Raw genomic sequence first — 24,820 nt, 5'->3', positions numbered from 1 at the left:
ATGACTGCCCACACCTACGCCTACCGCGACCCCATCCTGACGCTCACCAACGTCTCCATCAGTCTCAACAACGAGCCCATCCTGCGCGACATCAACGCCCAGGTCCTCGACGTGACGCGGCCTAACATGCGCCAGGGCCAGGTCGTGGGCTTCTACGGCCGCTCGGGCATCGGCAAGTCAGTGCTGTGCCGCATCATGGCGGGCCTCATCGCCCCCGGCACCGGCACCGTGGAAGTGGGCCTCGCCCAGCAGCCCGTGCTGCCCGGCATGGTGGGCTTCGTACAGCAGCGCTACCCCCTCTTCGACCACCGCACCCTGCACGACAACCTGCTGGTGGCCGCCCAGCGCAAGCACGCCCCCGCCGACGCCCGCCAGCACGTCGACGCCTACCTCGAACGATTCGGCCTGGCCCCGCACCGGCGCAAGTACCCGGCCCTGCTCTCGGGCGGACAGCGCCAACGGGCGGCCATCGCCCAGCAGCTGCTCTGCTCCGACCACCTCATCCTGCTCGATGAGCCCTTCTCCGGCCTCGACGTGGCCATGATTGACGAAGTGAAAAGAATAATCGTCGAAGTCACCACCATGGACGAGCTGAACACCGTCATCATCGTCTCGCACGACATCGTGACCACCACCGCCCTGGCCGACCGCCTCTGGCTGCTCGGCTACGAGCACGACGCGGCCGGGGCCCTTGTGCCGGGCGCCACCATCAGCCCCCAGCACCAATACAACCTGGCCGAAATGGGCCTCGCCTGGCACGAAAACGTCGAAGCCGAACCCGAATTCGCCCAGTTCGTCGAGCACATCAAGAATGAGATTCGGGGGAGTTAGAAAGAATCATTCTTCTTGTTTCCCCTTCTCCAATTTAACATGAATTTCAACCAAATCAGATTCTTCACCGACCTTGTTTATAGCATCTTGAAGCTCTTGATTTGTACAATCCAAATGATTAGCCCAATAAACAAATTGCCAAGGTTCTTTTATTTCCGTATCAATTAGTGGCCAAAAAGTAAAGGAAGCATGAGGGTTATTTCCACCGAACTGAACACCACGAACCTTCCATCCCGTCTCTAACCACTGTTGGGAATGTGTCGAAACATCAGTCCACCAGTTTGCATGTGCAAAGGCAGCAGTTGGTAATTTACCTTTTATAATTTCCTGAATGTAAGCGAATGTTAAATTAACATTTCCTCTCTTGCCTTGTACGTCAAGGTTTTTCAAGTAATTGGTTAATAATAAATATTTGTTTTTGATTGCTCTCTCCACGTCTTCTTTACGGGGAACAACATTTTGGACTGGAGCAACTTCAGTTGCTTCTCCATTCATTCCATTTTCAGCGGGAGAATTATCAACTGTACTCTCTTCCTCCAGAGGGTTCAGTTGATGAGCTTTAAACCAATCAGCACAGAAGCGGAGGTTATGACGCTCAACAGGAGAAATATCACCCCTAAAATGAACAAGCTTATTGCGTATTTCACGAACTTCCTCTATCATCTTTGTCCATGCAGGGCCAGATATTTTGAAAGCGTCATTTAGTTTAACCCAAGCTTTTTGGCTTAGCTGGATGAATTCTGAAAGCGTTAGGTCATGAAACATCTTTAATTCTTCCTTCAACGGAAAGTACTTATCGATATGCTCATCAATTTCCGTTTTAACGGTTGTTATTTGCTTGCTTTTAGAATATGCTTTGAGCATCAGCTCTCCCTTTTTGCGAATTCCATTCCATGAGCTACTCAAGCCATTAATTGCCTCACGCAGTTCGGCACTTTCATTTTCAGAGGCTCCGTAGGCATTTAAAATATGTTCTTTCAGAGTATTTTCTATATCGTTCAACAGAACGATATCTTCAGCACGCTGCCGAAAATATTGAGTAGTATCGTATTCTGTTATAATACCAAGTAGTGCCCCTGCTGCATTCACAATGAATACAGCAGAGTGCATCAACATATTATCAAGTATGTATAGCAAGTCTTCATCTGCTTGATAAGTGGGAATTTTCAATATTGCATCACTCACATTTAGCTCCTCTGCCCTAACACCAAATCGTAATAGCGCCCGAGCTATTGAAGCACTTGTAACTACCCCTAATGGTCTGTTTTTAATATCAATAATTGGTAACTGACTGAAATCATGCTCAATCATTAGGTTTAGTGCTTCGGCAAGAGTTGTATAAAGCTTGACAGAAATCACAATTTGGTTTTGGACTAAATCTCCGGCAGGTATAGGCATGATTAGGTTTTGAGTGTGATTACTCTTTTTCTGACACTTAAGGCAGCCAAAAGTAGCAGAGTTAGTTCATAAACACTTGTAATCTTGGGAAGGCTCTTCACATACAGCTTTAACTTGCCTAATCATTCATAACACCATCTTCCTCTAGCTCCCTAAATGCCCACCGGTACCCTGCTCATCATCGACGACGAAGCGCGCTTGCGCCAGCTGCTGGCCCAGGTGCTGGAGCTGGAAGGCTACACCGTGCTGCAAGCCCCCGACGCCCGCCGCGGCCTGGAGCTGCTCCAGCAACACGCCGCCGACATCCTGCTCGTGCTCTCCGACGTGAAGCTGCCCGATGCCAACGGCGTCGACCTGCTGCCCCGCTTCAAAGCCGCCGCCCCCGATGCCGAAGTGGTGCTGCTCACCGCCTTCGGCACCATCCCCGACGGCGTGAAGGCCATGAAGCTCGGCGCGTTCGACTACCTCACCAAGGGCGATTTTGAGCAGCAGCTGGTGGTGGTGGTGGAGCGCGCCGCCGAAAAAGCCCGCCTCCGCCAGCGCGTCACGGAGCTGGAGCGCCGCGTGGGCCAGCAGTACCGCTTCGAGTCCATGATTGGCGACTCCGTGGAGCTGCGGCGCGTGCAGCAGCTGGCCCGCCAGGTAGCGCCCACCGACAGCACCGTGCTGCTCGAAGGCCCCACCGGCAGCGGCAAGGAGCTGTTTGCCCAGGCCATCCACCAGGCCAGCGGGCGGCAGGGCAAGGCCTTCGTGGCCGTCAATTGCAGCGCCTTTCCCAAAGATTTGCTCGAATCCGAGCTGTTTGGCTACAAGAAAGGCGCCTTCACCGGCGCGCTGGCCGACAAAAAGGGCCTGCTGGAAGAAGCCAACGGCGGCACCCTGTTTCTGGACGAAATCGGCGAGCTGGAGCTCAACGTGCAGGCCAAGTTCCTGCGCGTGCTCGAAAGCCAGAGCTTCACCAAGCTCGGCGACACCAAGCCCACCAAGGTCAACCTCCGCCTGGTGGCCGCCACCAACCGCAACCTCAAGCAGGAAGCCGCCGAAGGCCGCTTCCGCCCCGATTTATATTACCGCCTCTCGGTCTTCACCATCCTCGTCCCCAGCCTCAAAGACCGGCCCACCGACGTGCCGCCGCTGGCCAATTTCTTCCTCCAGCACTTCGCCGCCCGCCTCAGCAAACGCCTCCCTGGCCTCTCCGAAGAAGCGTTGGCCATGCTGCAACGCTACCCCTGGCCCGGCAATGTCCGCGAGTTGAAAAACGTGCTGGAACGGGCCGCCATCCTGGCCCCGAATGGCGAGTTGTTATCGGCTGATTATTTGCCCGATGAATTCCACGCGCTGGGCCGCCCCGCCCGGCCCGGTGCCGACGCGGCCGACGAAAGCCTGCGGGCGCTGGAGGCCCGGCATATTAGCAAACTGATGGGCGAGCTGGAGGGGAATAAGCCCGACGTGGCGAAAAGACTGGGCATCGGGCTGACGACATTGTATCGTAAGCTGGAAGAGTACGGGCTGGGATAAAATTACGTCATGCAGAGCGCAGCGAAGCATCTCGCGTGTGGAAGTAAATCATTCGTTGATAAATAATTACCACCACACGCGAGATGCTTCGCTGCGCTCTGCATGACGGGCTGTAGATTTTTCGGCTAACTCTTTTCTGTCAAATCCAGCAGGAGCTGGCAGAGGGCGGCTTCCTCGTAGGGCTTGGTGAGGCAGGCGTTCATGCCCGCGGCCAGGTACGTGGCGCGGTCGGCTTCGAAAGCGTTGGCGGTGAGGGCGATGATGGGAATACCGGCGCGGTGGGCATTGCCCTGGTGACGCACGGCGATGGTGACTTCCACCCCGCTCAGGCCGGGCATGCGGATGTCGAGAATGGCGGCGTCGTAATCCTCGTTTTCCAGCTGCGCGAGGGCAGCGAGGCCATTATCGACAGCCGTTACGTGCACGCCCTGGTTTTCGAGGACAATGCGGGCAATCTGCTGGTTCACCAGGTTGTCTTCGGCCAGCAGAATGCGCCGGCCGCGCAGCTTCTCGCACGAAACCCCAGGGGTGGCCGGCACCGGCGCCGCGCTGGCCGCCGCGCGGGGCAGCACCAGCCGGAAAGAGAAAACAGTACCCTGGCCGGGCTCGCTCCTTAGCGTCAGGGTGCCGCCCATCTGGGCCACCAGCTGCTGGCTGATGGCCAGGCCCAAGCCCGTGCCGCCGAAGCGGCGGCTGGTTTCGGCATTGGCTTGGGCAAAGGCTTCGAAGATGTGCGCCTGCTCGTCGGCGGTCATGCCAATGCCGGTATCGGCCACCCAAAACCGGAGGGTTAGGCCAGTGGGCGTGTCGTGCAGCACGTCGGCCCCCAGGCGCACGCTGCCGGTTTCGGTGAATTTGATGGCGTTGCCGAGCAGGTTGAGTAGCACTTGGTGCAAGCGGTAGGCGTCGCCTACCACGCGGGCCGGGTCAGTGGCCAGCGGCTCAACGGTGAAAGCCAAGCCCTTTTGCTCGGCCAGGGCCGCCATCGTTTGCCCGGCCCCTTGCAGCACCAGCGCCAGGTCGAAGGGCGCATTTTCGAGCTGCACGTGCTGGGCGGTGATTTTGGCCATGTCCAGCACGTCGTTCACCAAGGCCAGCAGGTGGCGCCCGGCGTGCTGCATGGTGCGCAGGTATTCCTGCTGCGCGGTGGTGAGGTCAGTTTTCTGGAGCAGGGCGGCCATGCCGAGCACGCCGTTGAGGGGCGTGCGAATTTCGTGGCTCATGCGGGAAAGGAAGGCCTCTTTGGCCTGGGTGTTCTCCTCGGCCTGCTGCTTGGCCTGCCGCAGGGCCTGCTGGGCTAGGTGGCCCTCGGTCACGTCGTAGCCCGAGGCTACCACGTAAGGCGGGTAGCCCTCTTCGGTCACGCGGTAGGTGTAGTATTGCAGGTAGTGCAGCTCGCCCGTGTGGGTGCGGATGGAAGCAATGCGGGGCTGCGCCAGCAGCGATTCGTCCCCGTCCAGGTATGCTTGGAAAGCACTGTGGCGCTCTGGCAGCAGGGCCTCGCGTAGGTTGTGGCCCACCAGTTGCGTGGCGGGTGCTCCCATCAGGCGCTCAATGGCCGGGTTCACCGAGAGCAGCCGGCCTTCCAGGTCGTGGGTGCAGATAAGGGCCTGCGAATAATGCACCAGGTCGTGGTACTGCTTTTCGCGGCGCTCCAGCTCCAGGCTGGCCTTGCGCAGGGCCGTCACGTCGGTGGTGATGGTGAAGACTCCCGTCTGGCCGCCCACTTGTTTTATCGGCCGCTTATATACTTGGTAATAAATCTTTTCCCCGGCAACGGTGGTAAAGGTCAGTTCCCGGGTTTCGGCTTGCCCGGTGGCCAGCACCTGCTGGTTGAACAGCGTTATCTGCCGCAGTTCCTCCTGCACCACCGGGTCGGTGGCGTCGCCCTGCGAGTGGCGGGTGATGGCCGCCATGTCGCGGAAGGCCCGGTTGGTTGAGGTCAGGCTGCCGTCCGCATTCACCAGATACAGGGCGTTGGGCAGCGTATCCATTATCTGCTGAATGAATTTTTGCTGCGACCGCAGCATGGCCTGCACTTTGCGCTGTTCCTGCTGCCGCTCGGCCAAGAGCCGCGCCGTGATGTCGATGCCCAGGCTCACGGTCAGGCGCAGGGTGCCGTTGGGGTGACACACCGGGCGCAGGTGGCGCATGATGAGCGTTTGTTGCTGCTGCGCGTCGGTGGTCAGTTCCTCGAAGATGACGTCGGCGCTGGTATCCGCGGCCATGCTGAACTGGTACTCGCGCTGCTCGCTCACGGCCAATGGCGGCGGCGCTGAGTCGTACAGCGCGAAGTAGCCCCCAGGAAGCTGCCTAATGGCCTGGCCACGCCGGACCGGGTCGGGCAGGGCGGCGGAGTTGATGAATACGCTGCGCTGCTGGTCGTCCCACACCACCACTTCCACCGGCAGCGCGTTTAGAATGGCTTCGTAGAACTCCCGCTGCGCCGCGAGCACCTGCGTGCGCTGGCGCTGGGCGCTGCCGGCTGCGGCACTCAGCTGCTGCTCCAGGGCGGCTACCCGCACCTTCAGCGCAGCCAGCTCGGCGGTGGTTTGGGCGTGGCAGGCGCGCTCGGCCGCCAACTGCGCGGCACAGGGGGCTTCAGAAGCATCTGGCGCATCGGGCATGGCGGCGGCAGGGTTTACGATTGCTTCGGAATGGCCATTGGCAGAGGCAGCACCCCAACCACCCGGAAAGGTGGGCAAGGTACTCGATAACAGTAGATATTAAAAACGGTAATTAGATTATTCCTATTTTTTCTGCTTCACCATAAGTCAACTGCCCGGCGTACTTCCTGTTCCTGCTCGGCCGGGTCGGCTTTCTGTCAAATCCAGCAGCAGCTGGCAGAGGGCGGCTTCCTCATAGGGTTTGGTGAGGCAGGCGTTCATGCCGGCGGCCAGGTAGGCGGCGCGGTCGGCCTCGAAGGCGTTGGCGGTGAGGGCCACGATGGGCACCTGGGCGAGGGCCTGAACGGGGTGGCGGCGAATGGCCTCGGTCACCTGCACCCCGTTCAGGCCGGGCATCCGAATGTCGAGCAGCACCACGTCGAACCGCTGCTGCAGCAGCTGGGCTAGGGCATCGCGGCCGTTGCCCACGGCTGTTACCTGTACGCCCCAGAATTCCAACACGGCCACGGCAATGCGCTGGTTAACAAGGTTATCCTCGGCCAGCAGTACGCGCAGGCCGCGCAGGCGTTCGGCCGGCGCGGAAGCGGCTGGGGCGGCAGCGGGCGGGGCCGGGGTCAGGGGTTCGGCGGCCCGGGGCAGCACCAGCTGGAAGTAGAACGTGGTGCCCTGGTCCGGTTGACTGTGCAGGCGCAGGGTGCCGCCCATTTGCCCCACCAGCTGCTGGCTGATGGTCAGGCCCAGCCCCGTGCCCCCGTAGAGCTGGCTGGTTTCGGCATTGGCCTGGGCGAAAGCGTCGAAGATATGAACCTGTTCCTGGGCCGAAATGCCAATGCCCGTGTCCTCCACCCGGAAATCCAGGGTGAGGGCTTCGGGGGTTTCGGCCACCACATCGGCCCCCAGCCGCACGAGACCCGCCTCCGTAAACTTGATGGCGTTCGAGAGCAGGTTGAGCAGCACCTGGTGCAGCCGGTAGGCATCGCCCAGCACGCGGGGCAGGTCGGGGCGCAGGGGCTCCACTTCCAGCTGCAGGCCTTTTTTGGCGGCCAGCGCGGCCACGGTTTGCCCGGCGCCCTGCAACACCATGGCTACATCGAAGGGGGCATGGTTGAGCTCCAGGTGCTGGCTGGTGATTTTGGCCATGTCGAGCACGTCGTTGAGCAAGGCCAGCAGGTGGCGCCCGGCGTGCTGCATGGTGGCCAGGTATTCGCGCTGGGCGGCATCGAGGGGCGTTTTCTGGAGCAGGGCAGCCATGCCCAGCACCCCATTCAGGGGCGTGCGGATTTCGTGGCTCATGCGGGCCAGAAACGCCTCTTTGGCGTGGGCGTTTTCTTCGGCTTCGCGCTTGGCGAGCTGCAGGGCTTGCTGGGCTATAATGCCCTGCGTCACGTCGTAGCCCGACGCCACCACGTAGGGCGGATGGCCTTCCTCGCGCACTTCGTAGGTGTAGTATTGCAGGTAGCGCCGCTCGCCACCGCCGGCCAGCACCTGCACAATGCGGGGCTGGGCGTGCTGGCCCCCGTTGAGGTAGGCCTGCAGGGCCGCGTGGTGCTCGGGCGCAATGGCCCGCCGCAGCGACTGGCCCACCAGCTGCGCGGCGGGCAGGCCCATGAGGCGCTCAATGGCGGGGTTCACCGAGAGCAGGATGCCGGCCAGGTCGTGGGTGCAAATGAGAGCCTGCGAGTAGTATACCAGGTCGTGGTACTGCTTTTCGCGGCGCTCCAGGGCGGAGCGGGCCTGCTTCACGGCCGTCACTTCGGTGCTGATGGTGAGGATGTCGAACTGGCCATCGGGGCGCAGCATGGGGCGCTTGTGCACGTGGAAGTACAGCGTTTCGCCCGAGGCCAGGGTGTAGGGCATCTCCTTCACCTGGGGCAGCTGGCTGGCGCGCACCAGCTGGTTGAGGGCCTGCATCTGCCGCATTTCTTCGCGCACGGCCGGCGGCACGTCCGCTTCCTGCCAGTGGCGGCCGTGCGCAATCATGGCCTCGTAGGCCGGGTTTGAAAACGACACCGCGCCGTCGGGGTCCACGATGTAGAGCACGTTGGGCAGGGCGTCCAGAATCTGGCGCACGAAGTCCTGCTGCACCTGCAGCATCTGCTGCACCTCGTGCTGGAGCTTTTCGGCGGTATAGCGGGCGGTGATGTCGATGCCCGACCCCACCACCAGGCGGAGCGTGCCATCGGCGTCGAACACGGGCCGCAGGTGCCGCATGATGAGCTGGGGGCGCTGCTTTTTGTCGGTGCGCATTTCCTCCCACGTCACGTCGGTGCGGGTGCGCACGGCCAGGTCGAAGTACTGGGCCCGCTGGTCGGCCATGCCGGACGGCTGCTGCCGGTTGCGAAACGCGAAGTACTCCTCGTTGGTCATGCCAATGACCTGCTTCCGCACCACGGGGTCCGAAATCGACGACGGATTGGCGAACATAAACCGGTGCTCCGCGTCAAACACGGCAATATCGACGGGCAGCAGGTTGAGAATGGACTCGTAGAATTCTTGCTGCGCCATCCGCATTTCCTCGCTCTGCTTCCGCTCCGTGATGTCGATGCCGGAGCAGATTATCAGCGTGCGGCCATCGGCCGACACCACAGGCCGGAAGCGCACCAGAAAGCTGCGGGGCGCCCCTTCCCGCACGTGGATTTCTTCCCATTCCACTTCGCGCTGCTCGCGCAGGGCGGCGGCAAAATTGGCGGCGCGCTGCTGAATCATGGCGGCGGGGCGCTGCCGGCGCGTGCCGGCCTCGGTGCTCGTTTTGCCCAGCATCCAGGCCCGGATGTCGGGGTCGCGCTCCACCAGCCGGTTGAGGTAGAGGTAGCGGTGCTCGGCATCGAACACGGCGATGGTGGTGGGCACTTCCTCCAGTACGCTCTCGTAAAAAGCCCGCTGGCTCACCAGCAGTTGCTCGGCCTGGTAGCGCGACGTGATGTTGGTGAGGTAGAGCGTGGCGTAGCGCTCGCCGGGCACGGCCACGGCCGTAAACAAGTAATGCTCGCCGGCCACGGCCAGCTCCTGCTGCTGCTGCTGCGGCGAGCGCAGGGCGGCCTGCACCAGCGCCACCAGCCGCTGCCGCAGGCCGTGCTCGTCGGCGGCCAGGGCCTCGAGCAGCGGCGCAGCGGCCGGGCTGGCATACACCACTTCGCCGGCGGCGGTGAGGCGCAGAATGGGGTTCGGGTTTTGCTGGGGGATGAAGGAGAGGGTGCGCAGCTCGGCGTCGCGGTGGTGGCGCTCGGTCACGTCGCGGTAGCAAATCAGGCGGCCGGCGCGCGCCTTGTCCAGCACCAGGTAGTCCAGCTCCAGCACCCGGCCGTCGGCCAGCGCCAATTCTTCCTGCAGCACGGTTTGGCCGGCGGCGTTCAGGGCCTGCGCCCGGTTCCGAAACCCCGTCGGGTCACGGAAAGCGTTGTCAATATACACCGCCGAATAGGGCACCGGCGGGCCGCCCTGGTCCGGGCCCGCCACGGCCGGCAGCCCAAACAGCTCCCAGAAATATTGGTTGACGAACTGAATGCGGCCCTGCTCATCTACGAGCACCAAGCCCACCCGCAGGTTTTGCACCAGGGCCGAGAGCTGCATTTGCTGGCGCTGCGCGTGGCCGGCAATGGCCGCGTGCTCCTGCTCAAGGGCGGCAATGCGGGCCTCGGCCGCCGCCAGCGCTGCTTCGGCTTGCTGCCCGCGGGCCCGCGCCGCGGCGAGCTGCGCGGCCCAGTCGGTATCGGGGCTAGAGGACATGGCCAAAGGGCTTGGAGTTGCAGAAAGCGGAGCAATTGAAGCCGAAACAATTGGTTACCGCACCAGATAAGGAGTCGTTATCGGGGCCAAAAGTTCGGGCAACTCGTGGCACGCCTTCCCAATAACGTATTCGGAATCAAAACAATCAAGCCTTTTCGGATTTTTGCGCTGCCTAAAAGTACGGACTGCGGTAATTTCGGCCGTCTCCCGGCGATTCATCCCGCGTCTTTGCCCAGGGGCCGGTACCTAGCTTTGGGCCCGGGGCGGGGGCGAGCGTTTGGCGGGGGCATGTGCCCACGGCAAGCCCCGCCGCCTCGCCCCGCCCCCCGCCTGTCGACCGGCCTGGCTGCTCTTGATTTCTTAGTGCCGGCGGCCATGCCTGCCGCCGGCTCCTCCCCTGCCATGTCCCTCAAACTCAAAATCCGCTTCAGCGTGTTCCTGCTACTTTTGCTGCTGCTGGGGCTGGGCGGCTACGCCTTCTTCACCATCAACTACCTCGAAAACGGCGCCCACGGCATCGAGCAGCACGATTTCAACGTGGCCCGCTCCACGGTGCTAGCCTTTCTTCTGGCCGGCACGGCGGTGGGTGTTGTGATGATGGTGCGGCTGCCGCGCGTGGTGGTGCGCCCGCTGCGCCGCCTCACCGTCGACGTGGAAAAGGTGGCCGGCCCCGGCCCCGCTACCCGCGTGGGCGTGGGCCGGCGCGACGAAGTGGGCTCCGTGGCCACCGCCGTGAACCGCGTGCTGAGCCAGGCCCAGACCGACCGGCGCGCCACCCTGGCCGAGCTGTTCACCGAGCGCAACCGCATGGACAGCTTGGTGCGCAGTCTCGACGAGGGCCTGCTGCTGCTAGACGAGCACCAAACCATCATCTTGGCCAACCCCGTGGCCTGCGACCTGCTGGGCCTGCGCCAAACCGAGCTCGAAGGCCAGCCCGCCGCTGTGGTAGCCGAAAAAAACGAGCCGCTGCGGGAACTGCTGGCCCCGCTGGCCGCCCACAACCTGGCCGGCGACGCCGTGCCCGACCCCGTGTTCACCTTCCCGCATAAAGGCGAAGCGCCGCACTACCAGCTCAGCATCAGCCCCATCGAGCTGAGCACCGGCGAGACCGGCAAGACGGTGCCCGGCGGCCACATTTTCTGCCTGCGCAACGTGTCCGATTTCAAGAAGCTCGACGAGGTGAAATCGGGGTTCCTGGCCACCATCTCGCACGAGCTGAAAACGCCGCTGGCCAGCATCAAGCTCAGCCTGATGCTGCTCCAGAACGACCGCACCGACGCCGCCCAGCGCCAGAAGCTGGCCGCCGGCATCGGCGAGGAAACCCAGCGCCTGCTCAACATGGTGGGCCAGCTCATCGACGTGGCGCGCCTCGATGCGGGCGCCGGCATCAAGCTCGACGTGCAGAAAATGAAGCTCGCCGACGTCATCGGCTACGCCACCCAGACGGTGCACCCACAGCTCGCCGACAAGCAGTTGCAACTCGATATTCAGGTGCCCGACGGCCTGCCCGAGGTGCAGGGCGACGTGGAAAAAACCACCTGGGTGCTCATCAACCTGCTGTCCAATGCCATCCGGTACTCGCCCACGGCGGCGCCACTGGTGGTGCGGGTGCTGCCCTGGGGCGAAATGGTGCGCGTGAGCGTGGAAGACTGCGGCCCCGGCATTCCGGCCGAGTACCACAAGCGCATCTTTCAGCGCTTTGCCGGCGTGCCGGGCCGCACGGCCAAGGGCAACAGCTCGGGCCTGGGCCTGAGTATATCCCGGGAGTTCATCGCGGCGCAGGGCGGCACGCTATGGGTTGAAAGCCAGCCCGAAAGAGGCAGCCGGTTCTTTTTTACACTTCCCGTTGTGGCTTAAATACGCACAAAAAAAGTCCAAGAGTAAATCAGCAGGCACAAAAACGTACTGGCTTAATGAGCCGGATTCGGCGGCAAAGATGGCGGGCGGCTGACGGCGCTTGAGCGCGGGAAATTGGGAGCCGAAAGCTAGGCGTTTTTGGGATTGAAACCTAGTGCATTCTGCTGCCGATGCTCCGTTTGAACGATGTAAGGGCAGGGCTTGCCCCCGCCCGCCGTTGAACAGAATCGTTGATGTGGTGCAGCCGTCCAGTCGGGTACGCCCCCGCCCCTGCATCGTGCCAGAATCCGGTTGTTTGTTCGGCGCGCTCGTAAACCCGACCGTAGCGGGCCGCCTATTCAGGTGCTCGTCCTTTCATTTTATTCTCCTCGCCGCCATTTCCATGTCAAATTTCACCGTTGAGCGCCTCAGCTTTTCCACGCTGACCGAACTCCCCAATTCCTGGCAGAACACCGACTACCGCGCCCTGCTGCAAAAGATGAATTTTGAAGGCGCCGACGCCGTGAGCGAGGCCGAGTTGAAGGAAATGTGCCTCATGTCCTTCACCGATTTGGAGCCACGCGAGGCGGCCGAAGTCGTGCTGGGCTACCTCTTCCCCGAGCAGCTGACCAGCGGGCAGGTGGAGAACCTCTCGCACCAGATGCTGACCGAAAAGCTGTGGGAGGAAAACCCCGAGATGCCGCTGCACAAGGGCTTCTACCAAGGCACCCAGCTGCTCCACGATGCCTTCAACGGCACCTTCCCGGCCACCAAGGCCGTGGAGTTTCAGGTGAAATGCACAACCGAAAACCCGGCCGAATTGGACGTATTTGCCACGGAGCCAGCCGCGCCCCTGCTGCGCCTGCTGGCCCAGGGCCTGCCCGATAACGCCCTGCTCAACCGCCTGTTCAGCACCCAGCTGGCGGGCACGGAATTCGTGGAGGCTAAGTCCATTCTCTGGCAATTGAAAGAAACTGAAAAAACGGCCAACTCCGTGGTCTTCGACGTGGTGGGCTCGGCCAACTGGCTGGAAGATTTCAAGTACGCCGACGAATACGCCGCCACCACCCACGCCGACGCGGTGGCCGCCGAAGAGGAATAATTCCGGGCTGCCGGGCCGGCTGCCAGTATACTTAGCGGCATATTTCCCGTATTGGGGCTACTTTGGCTGGACTGTGCGCGGCCCATTGTCGCGCTAAGGCCAGGCAACCACGGCTTCTATGAAATCATTCTCCTTCCGGCGCGTACTAGCGGCAGTGCTTCTGCTGGTGGTGTTGGGGGGCGTGGGAGTGATGTGGCTGGCGGGCAGCGAGTACGGCCGGCGCATCGTGGCCCAGAAAGTGCGTCATGCCCTCACCCACAATTCGGAGCTGGTGCTAGAGCCCTTCGAGGTAGACTTTTCGCCGTGGCGTGATTTTCCGCACCTCACGGCTTCATTGCAGCACATTGCCCTGACGGACACGTCGTTTCGGCGCCGCATGCCAGTGCTGAGCATTGCCCGCGCCGACCTGCGCCTGGAGCTGCTGCCGCTGCTGCGCGGCCGCGTGCTGGTGAAGCGGCTGGCCGTGACCGACGTGGACTTTCGGGAGCGGGTCGACTCGCTGGGCCGCTCCTGGGGGCTGCGCGGCAAGCGCAAGCGCGGCACCGGCAAGGCCCCCGGCATCAACCTGACGCTGGACGAGCTGCTGGTGACCAACTTCCGGTTCAGCTCCCAGAATGGCTACCTGCGCACGGCCTTCGGGGCCCGCGCCGACGTGGCCCATCTATCGGTGCGGCTGCGGGGCGGCGTGATGCACGTGGCCGGCACCCTCGACGGGCAGCTCAGCTACCTGCGCACCCGCGCCGGCACCTTGTTTGAGAACGAACCGGTGCAAGCCTGGGTGCACTACAAATACACGTTCGGGAACCGCCAGGGCCTGCTCTACCGCACCCGCGCCACCCTCAACGGCGACACCATTCGGGTGAGCGGCACCAACACCGTGGACCCCGACCAGCCGGCCGGCACACTGATGAACCTGCGCTTTGTGGGCAACCAACCGCTGCCCGACGTGTTGCACGCCGCCCTGCCGCCGCGCCTGGAGCCCTACCTGGCCGGCGCCACCAGCCTCAGTAAGGCCCACATCCACTACAGCATCACGGGCATCAGCGGGCCCAAGGTGACGCCCCACAATGTGCTCACCTTCAACCTGCGCGCGGCCAGCCTGAAATGGCCCGGCGAAGGCCGCCACATCACCCGCTGGGACCTAGCCGGCACCTACGACAACGGCCCCCGGCACAACATCCGCTCCACTATTCTCACCCTCCGGCGCTGCCGCATCTACTCCGCCGCCGGCCGGCTCGATGCGGCCCTCACGCTGCGCGACTTTAAGCGGCCTTTCGTTAATGGCCACATCAAGGGCCGCACGGAATTGCCCGAGCTGGCCGCCCTGCTCTCGCCCGACCGGTGGCAGGCCCGCAGCGGCGTGGCCGAGCTCGACCTGCGGATGCGCGGCCTGCTGCCGCCCCCGGCCAACCGGCCCGACCTCGGGCCCCGCAAAAACATCCTGCTCTACGGCACCGTAACCCTGCACCAGGCGTCCTTCCTGCTACCGCAGCGCGGCGCCGACCTTTCGGCCCTCAACGTGAAAGTGGGCCTGCAGGACTCGCTGTGGCGGCTTTCCAACGCCTCGGGTGTGCTGAACGGCATGCGCTTCAAGGCCTCGGCCACCACGGTGCATTTGCTGAATTACCTGACCGGAAAACACCCCACCGCCAGCATCAACGGTAATTTTCAGGTGGATGAGTTGCGTGTGGCCAGCCTGCGCCATCTGCTACGGCCCTTGCCCCGCGAGGCGGGCCCCGGATTCTCGCCCACCAGCCTGCCCAAGCGGGCCCGCAACGCCCGCGACCGCGCCCAGCTGGCCGCCACGCTGGGCAGCGAGCTGATTCCGCCCGGCCTGCGGCTGAATGTGAACCTGAAGTGCCAGCGCCTGCTGCTGGCCGCCGATACCCTGAGCAACCTGGCCGTGAGCGTGCGCCACGACGGCCGGCAGGTGCAGCTTCTGAACCTGGCCGGCCGGGTGTGGGGCGGCGACGTGCGCGGGAACGTGCACTGGCCCACCGACCCCGACAACCGCGTGGCCCCCGTGGAGTATGACCTCGGCGTGCATTTTGCCAATCTCAACTACCGGCAATTTGTGGAGCGTTTCACCCATCCCACGGCGAGGGCCGCGCGCCCGGGCAAACGCAAGGGCAGCCCCACGGCGGCCTCCCCCGCCTTGCGCGACCTGCTACTGGCCGCCAACGGCCGCCTTACCCTCGACATCGACCACGCCCAGCTGCCCGAAGACGAAAGCATGCGCCACGTGGGCCTGCAGCTGATAAAAACCGGCAGCCTGCTGCGCCTGCCCTACCTGCGCTTCCGCACGCCCGAGGGCGGCTACGGCGAAGCCCAGGCCACCGCCGAAGTGGAGGATTTTCACCTCGTGGCGGCCGATGCCGACATGACCCTGCGCTACGCCACCCTGGACGTGACGCGCCTGCTGGGCCTCATTTCCAGCCTCACTACGCCCACCGATACCGTGCCCACAGCCCGCAGCTTGGCCCGCATCCAGCGCAAGGCCACCCGCCGTTCCCAGCGCCTGCAGTCGCCCGGCAACCGTTCGCTGCTCTCCAACGGCGTGCTGAGCGCGGTGCTGCGCGTGGAGGCCGAGAAGGTGCACTACGGGCCTTTGCAGGGCAGCCGGTTCCGGCTGGTGTCGCACCTGCTCGAAGGCGAGGCCAAGCTGGATAATTGCTCGGTGGACGTACTGCAGGGCGGCATCCGGCTGAGCGGCTACATGCGCAGCTCGGCCAACCGCGCCCACCACCCCACCCAGCTCCAGATGCGCCTGCAGGACGTGGAGCTGCCGGCCCTGTTTGCCGGGGCCAGCGGCATGGGCCTGAACGTGCTGAGCGGCGAAAACATCCGCGGCAGCCTGCGCGGCGTGGCCGACATCCGCACCGACCTCGGCCGAAAGTTTCTGCCCGACTTCGCGAAAACCGATGGCTACCTGAAAGTCGATTTCCGCAACCTGGAGCTGATAAACGTGGAAGTGCTGATGGAGGCACTCAAGTTTATGAAAGCCGAGCGCACCGGCCACCTCTACTTCGCGCCGGTGACGGGCGAATTCCTGCTCACCCAGGGCCAGCTCATCATCCCCGGCCTGCGGCTGGACAGCAACCTGAGCAACCTCGAAATCAGCGGGCACTACGGCCTGGATGGCGCCACCAACCTCTTTATCGGCCTCAAGCCCCTTCAGGCCCTGTTTGGCAACAACGACAAGCGCGTGGAGCGCATCCGGAACGGCGAGCCCGTGAGCCACTCCGACAACGGCAAGCTCACCTACGTGAACCTGCGCCGCACCGCCCCCAAAGAGAAGTATAAAGTGCGCCTCTTCCAGCGCGATGAGCAGCGCGAAGCCATGGCCCGCCTGCGCCAGCAATACCGCGACTACCTCATCACCCAGCGCCTGGATACGACGGTGCGGCTGCTGCGCTGAGGAAAGGCGGAGCGGTTGGGAGAATGGAATCAGCATGTCATGTCGAGCGCAGCCGAGACATCTCGCGTGGGGTAGTGAATCAATCGTAGAAACGGTTTTGATTACTTCGGCACGCGAGATGTCTCGGCTGCGTTCGACAAGACGTTCCTTTGAATTAGAAATCCGCGCTTTCCAATACAGTCCCCCATGGCCCGCCCTTACCTCACCACCGCCCTCCTGCTCGCCATCTGCGCCGCCGCGCCGGCCGCCCACGCCCAAACCCGCGCCCAGGATTCCGCCTTTGTGCGGCAGCACTACACCAAGCTCGACCGCCAGATACCTATGCGCGACGGGGTGAAGCTCTACACCACCATCTACGTGCCCAAGGATGCCTCGGCGGCCACGCCCTACCCGTTTTTGATGACGCGCACGCCCTACTCGGCCGGGCCGTATGGCGAGCAGAAGTACCGCCAGCGCGGGCCAGGGCCGAGCCGGGAATTGTCGCAGGAGAAGTACATTTTCGTGTACCAGGACGTGCGCGGGCGCTATATGAGCGAAGGCCAGTTTGAGGAAATGACCCCGGCCGGCACGACTTATCCAGACAGTCAAGCACTTTTCAAGTCCAGCATTAGCGAAAGCTCCGACACCTACGACACCATTGAGTGGCTGCTGAAAAACGTGCCCGGTCACAACGGCCGCGTGGGCATGGTGGGCATCAGCTACCCCGGTTTCTACGCCTCGGCGGCGCTGCCGAATGCCCACCCGGCGCTGAAAGCGGTGTCGCCGCAGGCGCCCGTCACGGATGAGTTTATGGGCGACGACGCGCGGCACAAGGGCGCGTTTTTCCTGCTCGACAACTTTGAGTTTACCAACTATTTCGATGTGCCGCGCACCGGGCCGGTGGCCAATTATCAGTCGCTTTTCAAGTTCGAGCCCAAAGACGCTTACAAGTTCTTTCTGGAGCTTGGCCCCATCAAAAACGCCAATGGCCCGCAGTATTTCAACAACCGCGCCCGCATCTGGAACGAGTACCAGCAGCACGAAACCTACGACGCCTACTGGCAGGCGCGCAACATCCGGCCGGCCCTGACGGGCGTGAAGCCGGCCGTGCTGGTGGTGGGCGGCTGGTTCGATGCCGAAGACCTTTTCGGCGCCCTGAACACGTACAAGGCCATCGAAAAGCAGAACCCCGCCGCCACCAATCGCCTCGTGATGGGCCCCTGGACCCACGGCGCCTGGGCCCGCCCCGACTGGAGCCGCTTCGGCCCCCTCAGCTTCGGCTCCAACACTGCCGAAACCTTCCGCCAGACGCTGGAAACGCCGTTTTTTAACTTCTACCTCAAGGACAAAGGCAGCTTCAACCCGGCCGAGGCCACGGTATTCAACACGGGCACGAACGAGTGGAAAACGTACCCGGCTTGGCCGCCTACCACCACGAAACCACGCCTGTTGTATTTCAAGACAGGAAACAGTCTTACTGTGGTTGACCCAAAAGCAACAAATGAAGGACCAATGGGGCTGAAATCTACGCCTTCATATGTTCAAAATGTGCGTGCTGATAAAAGCGTTAAGATTCCATTTCAATACGTCAGCGACCCGGCTAACCCCGTGCCCTACACCGACGGCGTGCACGGCGGCCGCAACAACGAATACATGATAGAGGACCAGCGCTTCGCCGCCAAGCGGCCCGATGTACTCAGCTTCCGCACCGAAACGCTGCCCGACGACCTGACCCTGGCCGGCCCGCTCACGGCCGATTTATGGGTGAGCACCTCCGGCACCGACGCCGATTTCATCGTGAAAGTCATCGACGAGTTGCCCGACGGCACCCAGCGCCTTGTGCGCGCCGAGGTGATGCGCGGCCGCTTCCGCAACAGTTTTTCCAAGCCCGAGGCCTTTAAGCCCAACCAGCCCACGGAAGTAAAATACGAGCTGCCCGATGTGCTGCACACCTTCCAGAAAGGCCACCGGCTGCTGGTACAGGTGCAAAGCACCTGGTTTCCGCTCGTCGACCGCAACCCGCAAACCTTCGTGCCCATTGCCACGGCCGAGGCCAAGGACTTTCAGAAGGCTACTATCCGGCTCTACCACGACGCGGCGCACCCCTCGGCGGTGCGGGTGTTGGTGCTGCCGTAGGCCGCCGCGCAACCCCAGCCCGACAGTAGCACGTAGGAAGGGTATTCCCCATTCCTTCTCCACCGCGTTATGAAACTCCTCACTTTAATGCTTTCGCTGGGCCTGAGCACCGCCGCATTCGCTCAAACCAAGCCCGCCAGCAACGCGCCGGCCGACAACAACACCAATCCCACAGCGCCCTCCAACAACCAGCCCCGCGTGGGCACAGCCATGGACGGCTCCAACATCGCCAACAACCGCGACGTGCTGTCGCCCGGCACCGGCACCCCGGTTCGGACCCGCTCCGACGCCGAAAAGAAAGCCCACCGCGACGCCAAACGTGCCGCCAAGGGCAAGACGAAATCGAAGATGTAGGCAGGTTGATTTAACACTGGTAAAAAGAACGTCATGCAGAGCTCAGCGAAGCATCTTGCCCGCAATAGTAAATATGATTACTGCTGCGGTAAAGATGCTTCGCTGCGCTCTGCATGACGTTCTTTTTCATTCTAGCCGCTCTACGCCCCCGGCAACAGCCCGCGCACAAACTCGTCGGTAAAATCCGGCGCGAAATGCAGCACGTTGGGCAGCGCCGCAAACTCCGCCACCTCATGCGTGGTGGTGAGCACCACGGCTTTCATGCCCGCGTTCAGGGCCGCCTCGGCGCCCTTGGGCACGTCCTCGAACACGAGGCAGTCGGCGGGCGCCACGCCGAGCTGGGCGGCGGCTTTGAGAAAGGTTTCGGGGTGGGGCTTGCTGAGCACCACGTCGTCGGCGCTCACGATGGCGCTGAAATAGTGGCGGATGCGAAGGTTATCGAGCACAAAATCGATGTTGAACGGAATGGCCGCCGAGCCGATGGCCATTGGAATGCCCGCCCGGTGGGCCGCTTCCAGAAACGCGGGCAGGCCCGGCAGCAGCGCCAGATTCGGCAGGTATTCCTGCTGGTAGCGTCGCTCCTTTTCCAACGATAGCCGGTCCATTTCGTCGGCCGTAAACCGGTCAGGCCCGAACATGCGGACCAGTACCTCCTGGTTTTTGCCGTACATCTGCGGCTTCACTTCCTCGTGGGTGAAGCTACCGCCCAAGTCGTGGTTGAACAGGTGCCGCCAGGCGCGGGTGTGGTAGTCCATGTCGTGAATCATGGTCCCGTTCATATCGAAAATAAAGGCTTTCATAAGTAGCGCGAATTTTGTGGTTTGCGTCCCCAAACGAAAACCAAACAATCAGAGCGGCGCGGGGACGTACCTGGCAAAGGTCGGGGTACTTCGGCTCAAGGCAACTTTGCCCCGCGGAAACCAGGGAAAGACGTGGCACTGCTGCGGCATTGGGAGCTTAGCGCCTATTAACTTGGGCGCATCTTCCGCCACCATTGCGGCTGCCACCATTGCCCCGCAGCATCATGAAAAGCCACCGACTGCCTTATTTGCTGGGAATACCTTTTCTGCTGCTGCTAAGCGGGCTACTCTATCAAATTGCCCAATTACCTGGCGGGCTCATACTACCCGGCTATTTTTTAGGCGCCATGTACTTAGCCGCTATTCTTACTGGCTGCCTGATTGTTACAGCGCTCGCAAAACTGCTTTTTAAGCGCACTCCTTTTCTGAATTTATTTTTAATAGTTGGCACAGCAGGCTTCATTTTCATGCATTACCAGCTGTACTCGCCCATTCTGACAGTGGTGGTCCCAAACGGGTACACGGGCCAAGTGACGCTCGTGCTGTCCAATGTGGAACAGAACATCTTGCGCGTTGACAGTAATGGCATCGGCTACCTGACCAAAAGCACTTTCGACCGCACTTACCGCGAGCCCGTCGTGGTCGACCAGTCCAGCCATCGCCTGAACACTTCGTGCGTGGGATTCAACCAATCAAACTTTTGGGCCAAAGGAAGCGCCGGCTCATCAGAGCAAACCGAAAGCATCTCTTTTCTTTCTTTTGAAATTGTACCGAAAGAAAAACACGGTCAAAAGCAGTACTACGATACCGACCTATTCAGTCTGGTGGACAAAACAAAGCTGTACGTAGCCGAACGGGGACTACCTGTTCGGAATTACTAGCAATTCCTCCCCAATGCCAAAACGCCCCCGCTGCTCTATAGCAACGGGGGCGTTTTCAATAGAGACCAACAACAACGCTACTTCAACTCGTCGCCAATTACGGCCACGGCCTCGGCCAAGACGGCATCTTTGCGCAACGGCTTCAGGAATCGGGTGGTACGCTTGGCCACCGCCGAATCGGTTTTGGCCACGGCCGCATCCGACATCGGCAGGGCCACGTCGAGGGCCGTGATGGCGTTCTGGGCCGTGGTGTTGAGCTTGTTGATGTCGCGGGCCTGCTGCTGCTGGGCGCGGTAGGCCGCCAAGTTCAGCGAGAGGTTGGTTTGCTTGCGCTGCTCGGTGGCGCGCTGGGCGGCCTCGTTGATGAGGCGGAAGCCCGGGCTGGTGGCCACGCGGGCCGCACTGGCGGCGCGTAGCTTGTCTAGGGCCTGTACCGAGTTCACGGGCTGGTAGGTAGCGGGCGCAATCTCGTCCCACTGCAGCGGGTAGTCGGCTTGCTGCTCACCCTTGGCGTACGACGTCAGCACGTCGGGCAGGGTGATGTCGGGCACCACGCCTTTGAACTGCGTCGAGCCCCCATTCACGCGGTAAAACTTCTGGATAGTAAGCTTCACCGAGCCCAACGGCTTGAGGGCCGCCACTTCCGGCGACACGGCGTTGTCCAGGTCAATAATCTGCTGCACTGTGCCCTTGCCGTAGGTGGTGCCGCCCATGATGATGGCGCGGCGGTAGTCCTGCATGGCGGCAGCCAGAATTTCCGAAGCCGAGGCGCTGTACTTGTTCACCAGCACCACCAGCGGGCCGGCATACTGCACCTGCGGGTCTTCGTCGGCCACCACCGAGGGCTTGCCGCGGTTAGTTTTCACCTGCACCATGGGGCCGCTGGGCACAAACAGGCCGCTCATGTCCACGGCGTCGCGCAAGGAGCCGCCGCCGTTGTAGCGCAGGTCGAGCACCACGCCGGCCACGTTTTCCTTGCTCAGCTTGGCCAGCTCGGCCTTCACGTCGGTGGCGCTGTTGCGCCCGCCTTTGCCGCTGAAGTCGGCATAGAAGCCGGGCAGGTGGATGTAACCGAAATTGCGGCCGTTTTGCTTAATGATGGCCGACTGGGCGTAGGTTTCTTCCTTCACCACGATGTCGCGGATGATGGGAATAACCACCGTAGCCCCGTCGGGCTTGCGCACCGTCAGGCGCACCTCCGTGCCCTTGGGACCGCGAATGAGCTTCACGGCTTTGTCGAAGCGCATGCCTTCCACGCTCACCGGCTCGGCGGCGCCCTGGGCCACGCGCAGGATGATGTCGCCCACTTTCAGGTCGCCCTGCCGGGCCGAAGCCGAGCCGGCCACGATGTCGGCCACTTTGAGGTGGCCCTCGTCTTCCTGCAGCAGCGCGCCCGTGCCCTCCAGCCGGCCCGACATCTCAATGTCGAAGTTTTCGCGCACGATGGGCGCGAAATAGTCGGTGTGCGGGTCGTAAGTATTGGCAATGGCGTTGGCGAAGTCGGCCAGCCGGTCGTTGGCGTCGAGTTGCAGGCGGTCGGCAAAGGCGTCGTCGTAGTATTTCAGTACGCGCTTGCGGGCCTCGGCTTCCAGCTGGGCGGGGGTGCGGATGGGGTCGGAAGTGGTGACGGGCGAGGCGCCCGCCTTGGTCGAAGCCAGCGGCTTGTCCTTCTTCTTGGCCTCGTCGTCCATCATTTCCGACATCCGGGCCAGCGTCTGGTACTTCAGCATCTTACGCCACTGTTCGCGCTGCTCGGCGGGCGTGGCGGCGTAAGTGGCCTTGGTGGGGTCGGTTTCCCAGCTTTCCTGCACCGAGAAGTCGAACGGCTGGGCCAGAATCTGGCGGTACAGAGCCTGGATTTCGAGCGTGCGCTTGCTCAGCAGCGCGCTCGTCACGTCCAGGAACTCGTGCGTGCCGCCGCGCAGCTCATCGTCAATCTTGGTTTGGTAGGGCTGCAGGGCGGCCACTTCGGGCGCCAGCAGCAGCTGCTTATTCACGTCGATGCGCTTGAGGTACAGGTCGTACACGCGCTGCGAGAACAGGTCGTCGAGCTTCTCGGGCTGGTAGTGCAGCTGCGAGAGGCCCTGCAGCATCACGCCCAGCACCACTTGGTCGCGCGGGGGCGTGCCTTGGTACACGGAAAACGACGCCAGCCCCAGCAAGGCCAGCACAGAGGCGGAAGTCACCCCCAGTTTTAAGCGGGAAAAATTCATGCGGAGAAGATGATTAGAAGTCAGAAACGGTTGCCCGGGCTACGTTTTATACCGTCCCGGCGCCGGAAGGTTGGCCAGAACCTTGCCAGAAATTCCGGTTAAAGTCGGCAAGGTAACGAGTTGAGTTGCGGAAACCCGCGCCGCCGGCCCCCGAAAAGCAAGACGGCAGTATTACTACAATTTTTCGGCGGTTTTAGGTCAGTTTTCTGCGGGTTTGTGCTGTCAAAGTGAAAGGACCGTCATGCTTCGCTGCGCTCTGCATGACGGCCTTCGTGCTCCACAAGGCCTCTATTCAAAAGCTCAGCGTCAGCTGCCGCCCTGCCGCCGGCTGGCCCGTGTTCAGGTTCGAGAGCGTGACGCCCAGCAGCCGCACGCCCTTGGGCAGCGGGAATAGCCCCTCCACCAACTCCCGGCAAATGCGTTCCAGCACCACTTGGCTCGGAATGGCCCCCACGCTGCTGCGGCTGCGCGTTACCTGCTGAAAATCAGCAAACTTCACTTTCACCGTCACCGTACGGCCCAGAATGCCCGAGCGCTGGCAGTACTCCCACACCTCCTCGATGGACGGCCGCAGCCCATCCAACAGGTCGGTGAATACGCTCAAATCCTGCGCAAACGTGGTTTCCGAGCCCACCGATTTGCGCAGGCGGTCGGCCACCACGGGCCGGTGGTCCTCGGCCCGGGCAATGGCGTGGTAGTAGCGCCCGGCCTTGCCAAAATGCTGCTGCAACAGCTCCACCGGCTGCGCTCGCAAATCAGCCCCGCTAAAGATGCCCAGTTGGTTGAGGCGCGCCGCCGTGACCGGCCCGATGCCATGGAACTGCCCCACCGCCAGCCCCTCCACAAAGGCCAGCCCCTGCTCGGGCCGCACCACAAACTGCCCGTTGGGCTTGCGATAGTCGGACGCCAACTTGGCCAGAAACTTATTATAGGAGATGCCCGCAGAGGCCGTGAGCTGGGTTTCGGCCAGGATTCGGGCCCGAATTTCCCGCGCAATCTGGGTGGCCGAGTCCAACTGCTTGAGGTTGTGCGTTACGTCAAGGTAGGCCTCGTCCAACGAAACCGGCTCGATGAGCGGCGTGTACTCGGCGAAAATGGCGCGAATCTGCCGCGAAACCTCCTTGTACACGGCAAAGCGCGGCGGCACAAACACCAGCTCCGGGCACTTGCGCAGCGCCGTGACCGACGGCATGGCCGAGCGCACCCCAAATTGCCGGGCCTCGTAGCTGGCCGCCGCCACCACGCCACGCTCGCGGGCGCCGCCCACCGCTACCGGCAGCCCGCGCAGCGCGGGGTTGTCGCGCTGCTCAACGGAAGCAAAAAAGGCATCCATATCCAGATGGATGATTTTTCGAGGGGTGGCGGGGCTCATGGCCTTACTATCTCTTTTAGTCAGGCAAAGATACCCGGCCAGCCAAGCAGATTAGCACGCCCTACCCGTTTTAGCCTGTTGGCACCGCTGCCTTTCCGCCCAACGGTTTAGCAGCGTTTCATTCTCGCTTTATCCTGCCCGGGAGCCCAGACGCGCGCCGTTCAGGTAGTCGCTGGGTCGCTTTACGCAGAAATGTGAGGTCCTCACCGCCGCTTTCGAAACCGAAATCAGGCTTTTTTTAAAGAATTTAAGGCCTCCACCGCCGAGCTGTTTTTGCAAGTCCTTTTTAGAAACGCTATTTTTGCTTTTTATTCCAATGGAAAGATTTTGGTAAATGCAGCAAGCGAAATAGGCGATTCTGGCCAGTGAAGCAACATTTGTTGCGGCAAGTGGTAGTTCTCAAAGCCCATAATGTTGATGTTGCAAAAATATTATCTCAATTTTAATACAAGTATTTATTTGTTTATGAACAAATATTTTTACTAAATTTGTATCACAAACAATGTGGGGTGGCGGAACTGGCAGACGCGCTAGCCTATCTCGCTAGTACAATTAGAGGTTCGAGTCCTCTCTCTACAGCAAAGTCCCGGTCGTGAAAACGGCCGGGATTTTTTGCGATTTATGGCTGG

The 24,820-nt window shown here is 61.9% G+C and carries 14 protein-coding genes and 1 tRNA gene; 9 read left to right on the top strand and 6 right to left on the bottom strand.

Annotated elements, in window-relative coordinates:
* Complete coding sequence (locus Q5H92_RS04300) at positions 1 to 831, top strand: ATP-binding cassette domain-containing protein (RefSeq protein WP_305010261.1); 831 nt, start codon at positions 1 to 3, stop codon at positions 829 to 831.
* A gap of 6 nt (positions 832 to 837) precedes the next feature.
* On the opposite strand, the gene Q5H92_RS04295 is transcribed toward Q5H92_RS04300, so the two are convergent.
* Positions 838 to 2,229: a CBS domain-containing protein gene (locus Q5H92_RS04295; RefSeq protein ID WP_305010260.1), complete on the bottom strand. Its 1,392-nt coding sequence runs from the start codon at positions 2,227 to 2,229 to the stop codon at positions 838 to 840.
* Between the two features lie 156 nt (positions 2,230 to 2,385).
* Here Q5H92_RS04295 and Q5H92_RS04290 point away from each other — a divergent pair, with 156 nt between their 5' ends.
* Positions 2,386 to 3,747 carry a sigma-54-dependent transcriptional regulator gene (locus Q5H92_RS04290; RefSeq protein ID WP_305010259.1) on the top strand — a complete coding sequence of 454 codons (1,362 nt, stop codon included), beginning with the start codon at positions 2,386 to 2,388 and terminating at the stop codon, positions 3,745 to 3,747.
* 125 nt (positions 3,748 to 3,872) lie between these two features.
* Here the strand turns inward: Q5H92_RS04290 and Q5H92_RS04285 are convergent, their stop codons facing one another.
* Positions 3,873 to 6,374 (bottom strand): PAS domain-containing hybrid sensor histidine kinase/response regulator, encoded by a 2,502-nt coding sequence (locus tag Q5H92_RS04285; protein WP_305010258.1) that lies wholly within the window; start codon positions 6,372 to 6,374, stop codon positions 3,873 to 3,875.
* Positions 6,375 to 6,521: 147 nt separating this feature from the next.
* Entirely contained in the window at positions 6,522 to 10,100 is a 3,579-nt protein-coding gene (locus Q5H92_RS04280) for a PAS domain S-box protein (RefSeq protein WP_305010257.1), read from the bottom strand.
* 402 nt (positions 10,101 to 10,502) lie between these two features.
* Between Q5H92_RS04280 and Q5H92_RS04275 the strand changes: the two genes are divergently transcribed.
* From Q5H92_RS04275 to Q5H92_RS04255, 5 genes are all read left to right on the top strand, one after another.
* Positions 10,503 to 11,957, top strand: a complete 1,455-nt coding sequence (locus Q5H92_RS04275) for an ATP-binding protein (RefSeq protein WP_305010256.1) — start codon at positions 10,503 to 10,505, stop codon at positions 11,955 to 11,957.
* A gap of 382 nt (positions 11,958 to 12,339) precedes the next feature.
* Positions 12,340 to 13,038, top strand: a complete 699-nt coding sequence (locus tag Q5H92_RS04270) for a hypothetical protein (RefSeq protein ID WP_305010255.1) — start codon at positions 12,340 to 12,342, stop codon at positions 13,036 to 13,038.
* Positions 13,039 to 13,156: 118 nt separating this feature from the next.
* Positions 13,157 to 16,456, top strand: a complete 3,300-nt coding sequence (locus tag Q5H92_RS04265) for an AsmA-like C-terminal region-containing protein (protein WP_305010254.1) — start codon at positions 13,157 to 13,159, stop codon at positions 16,454 to 16,456.
* Positions 16,457 to 16,642: 186 nt separating this feature from the next.
* A complete protein-coding gene (locus tag Q5H92_RS04260; RefSeq protein WP_305010253.1) occupies positions 16,643 to 18,571 on the top strand; it encodes a CocE/NonD family hydrolase in 1,929 nt (642 codons plus the stop codon).
* 69 nt (positions 18,572 to 18,640) lie between these two features.
* Positions 18,641 to 18,925 carry a hypothetical protein gene (locus Q5H92_RS04255; protein ID WP_305010252.1) on the top strand — a complete coding sequence of 95 codons (285 nt, stop codon included), beginning with the start codon at positions 18,641 to 18,643 and terminating at the stop codon, positions 18,923 to 18,925.
* Positions 18,926 to 19,065: 140 nt separating this feature from the next.
* On the opposite strand, the gene Q5H92_RS04250 is transcribed toward Q5H92_RS04255, so the two are convergent.
* Complete coding sequence (locus Q5H92_RS04250) at positions 19,066 to 19,725, bottom strand: HAD family hydrolase (RefSeq protein WP_305010251.1); 660 nt, start codon at positions 19,723 to 19,725, stop codon at positions 19,066 to 19,068.
* A 224-nt stretch (positions 19,726 to 19,949) separates the two neighbouring features.
* On the opposite strand from Q5H92_RS04250, the gene Q5H92_RS04245 reads away from it, so the two are divergent.
* A complete protein-coding gene (locus tag Q5H92_RS04245; protein WP_305010250.1) occupies positions 19,950 to 20,606 on the top strand; it encodes a hypothetical protein in 657 nt (218 codons plus the stop codon).
* 77 nt (positions 20,607 to 20,683) lie between these two features.
* Here Q5H92_RS04245 and Q5H92_RS04240 read toward each other — a convergent pair whose 3' ends face one another.
* Together Q5H92_RS04240 and dinB are read right to left on the bottom strand one after the other, a co-directional pair.
* On the bottom strand, positions 20,684 to 22,792 hold the full coding sequence (locus Q5H92_RS04240) for a carboxy terminal-processing peptidase (protein WP_305010249.1): 2,109 nt from the start codon (positions 22,790 to 22,792) through the stop codon (positions 20,684 to 20,686).
* Positions 22,793 to 23,111: 319 nt separating this feature from the next.
* The gene (gene dinB, locus Q5H92_RS04235) at positions 23,112 to 24,191 is read right to left on the bottom strand and encodes a DNA polymerase IV (RefSeq protein ID WP_305010248.1); all 1,080 of its coding nucleotides are present in this window, start codon (positions 24,189 to 24,191) and stop codon (positions 23,112 to 23,114) included.
* A gap of 503 nt (positions 24,192 to 24,694) precedes the next feature.
* On the opposite strand from dinB, the gene Q5H92_RS04230 reads away from it, so the two are divergent.
* A tRNA-Asp gene (locus Q5H92_RS04230) sits at positions 24,695 to 24,770 on the top strand.
* The last annotated feature ends 50 nt before the right edge of the window (positions 24,771 to 24,820 follow it).

Source organism: Hymenobacter mellowenesis, from assembly GCF_030581005.1.
In the GTDB taxonomy this organism is placed as follows: domain Bacteria; phylum Bacteroidota; class Bacteroidia; order Cytophagales; family Hymenobacteraceae; genus Hymenobacter; species Hymenobacter mellowenesis.
Note: the sequence above shows the minus strand (reverse complement) of the source record. Positions and strands in the feature narration are given on the sequence as shown.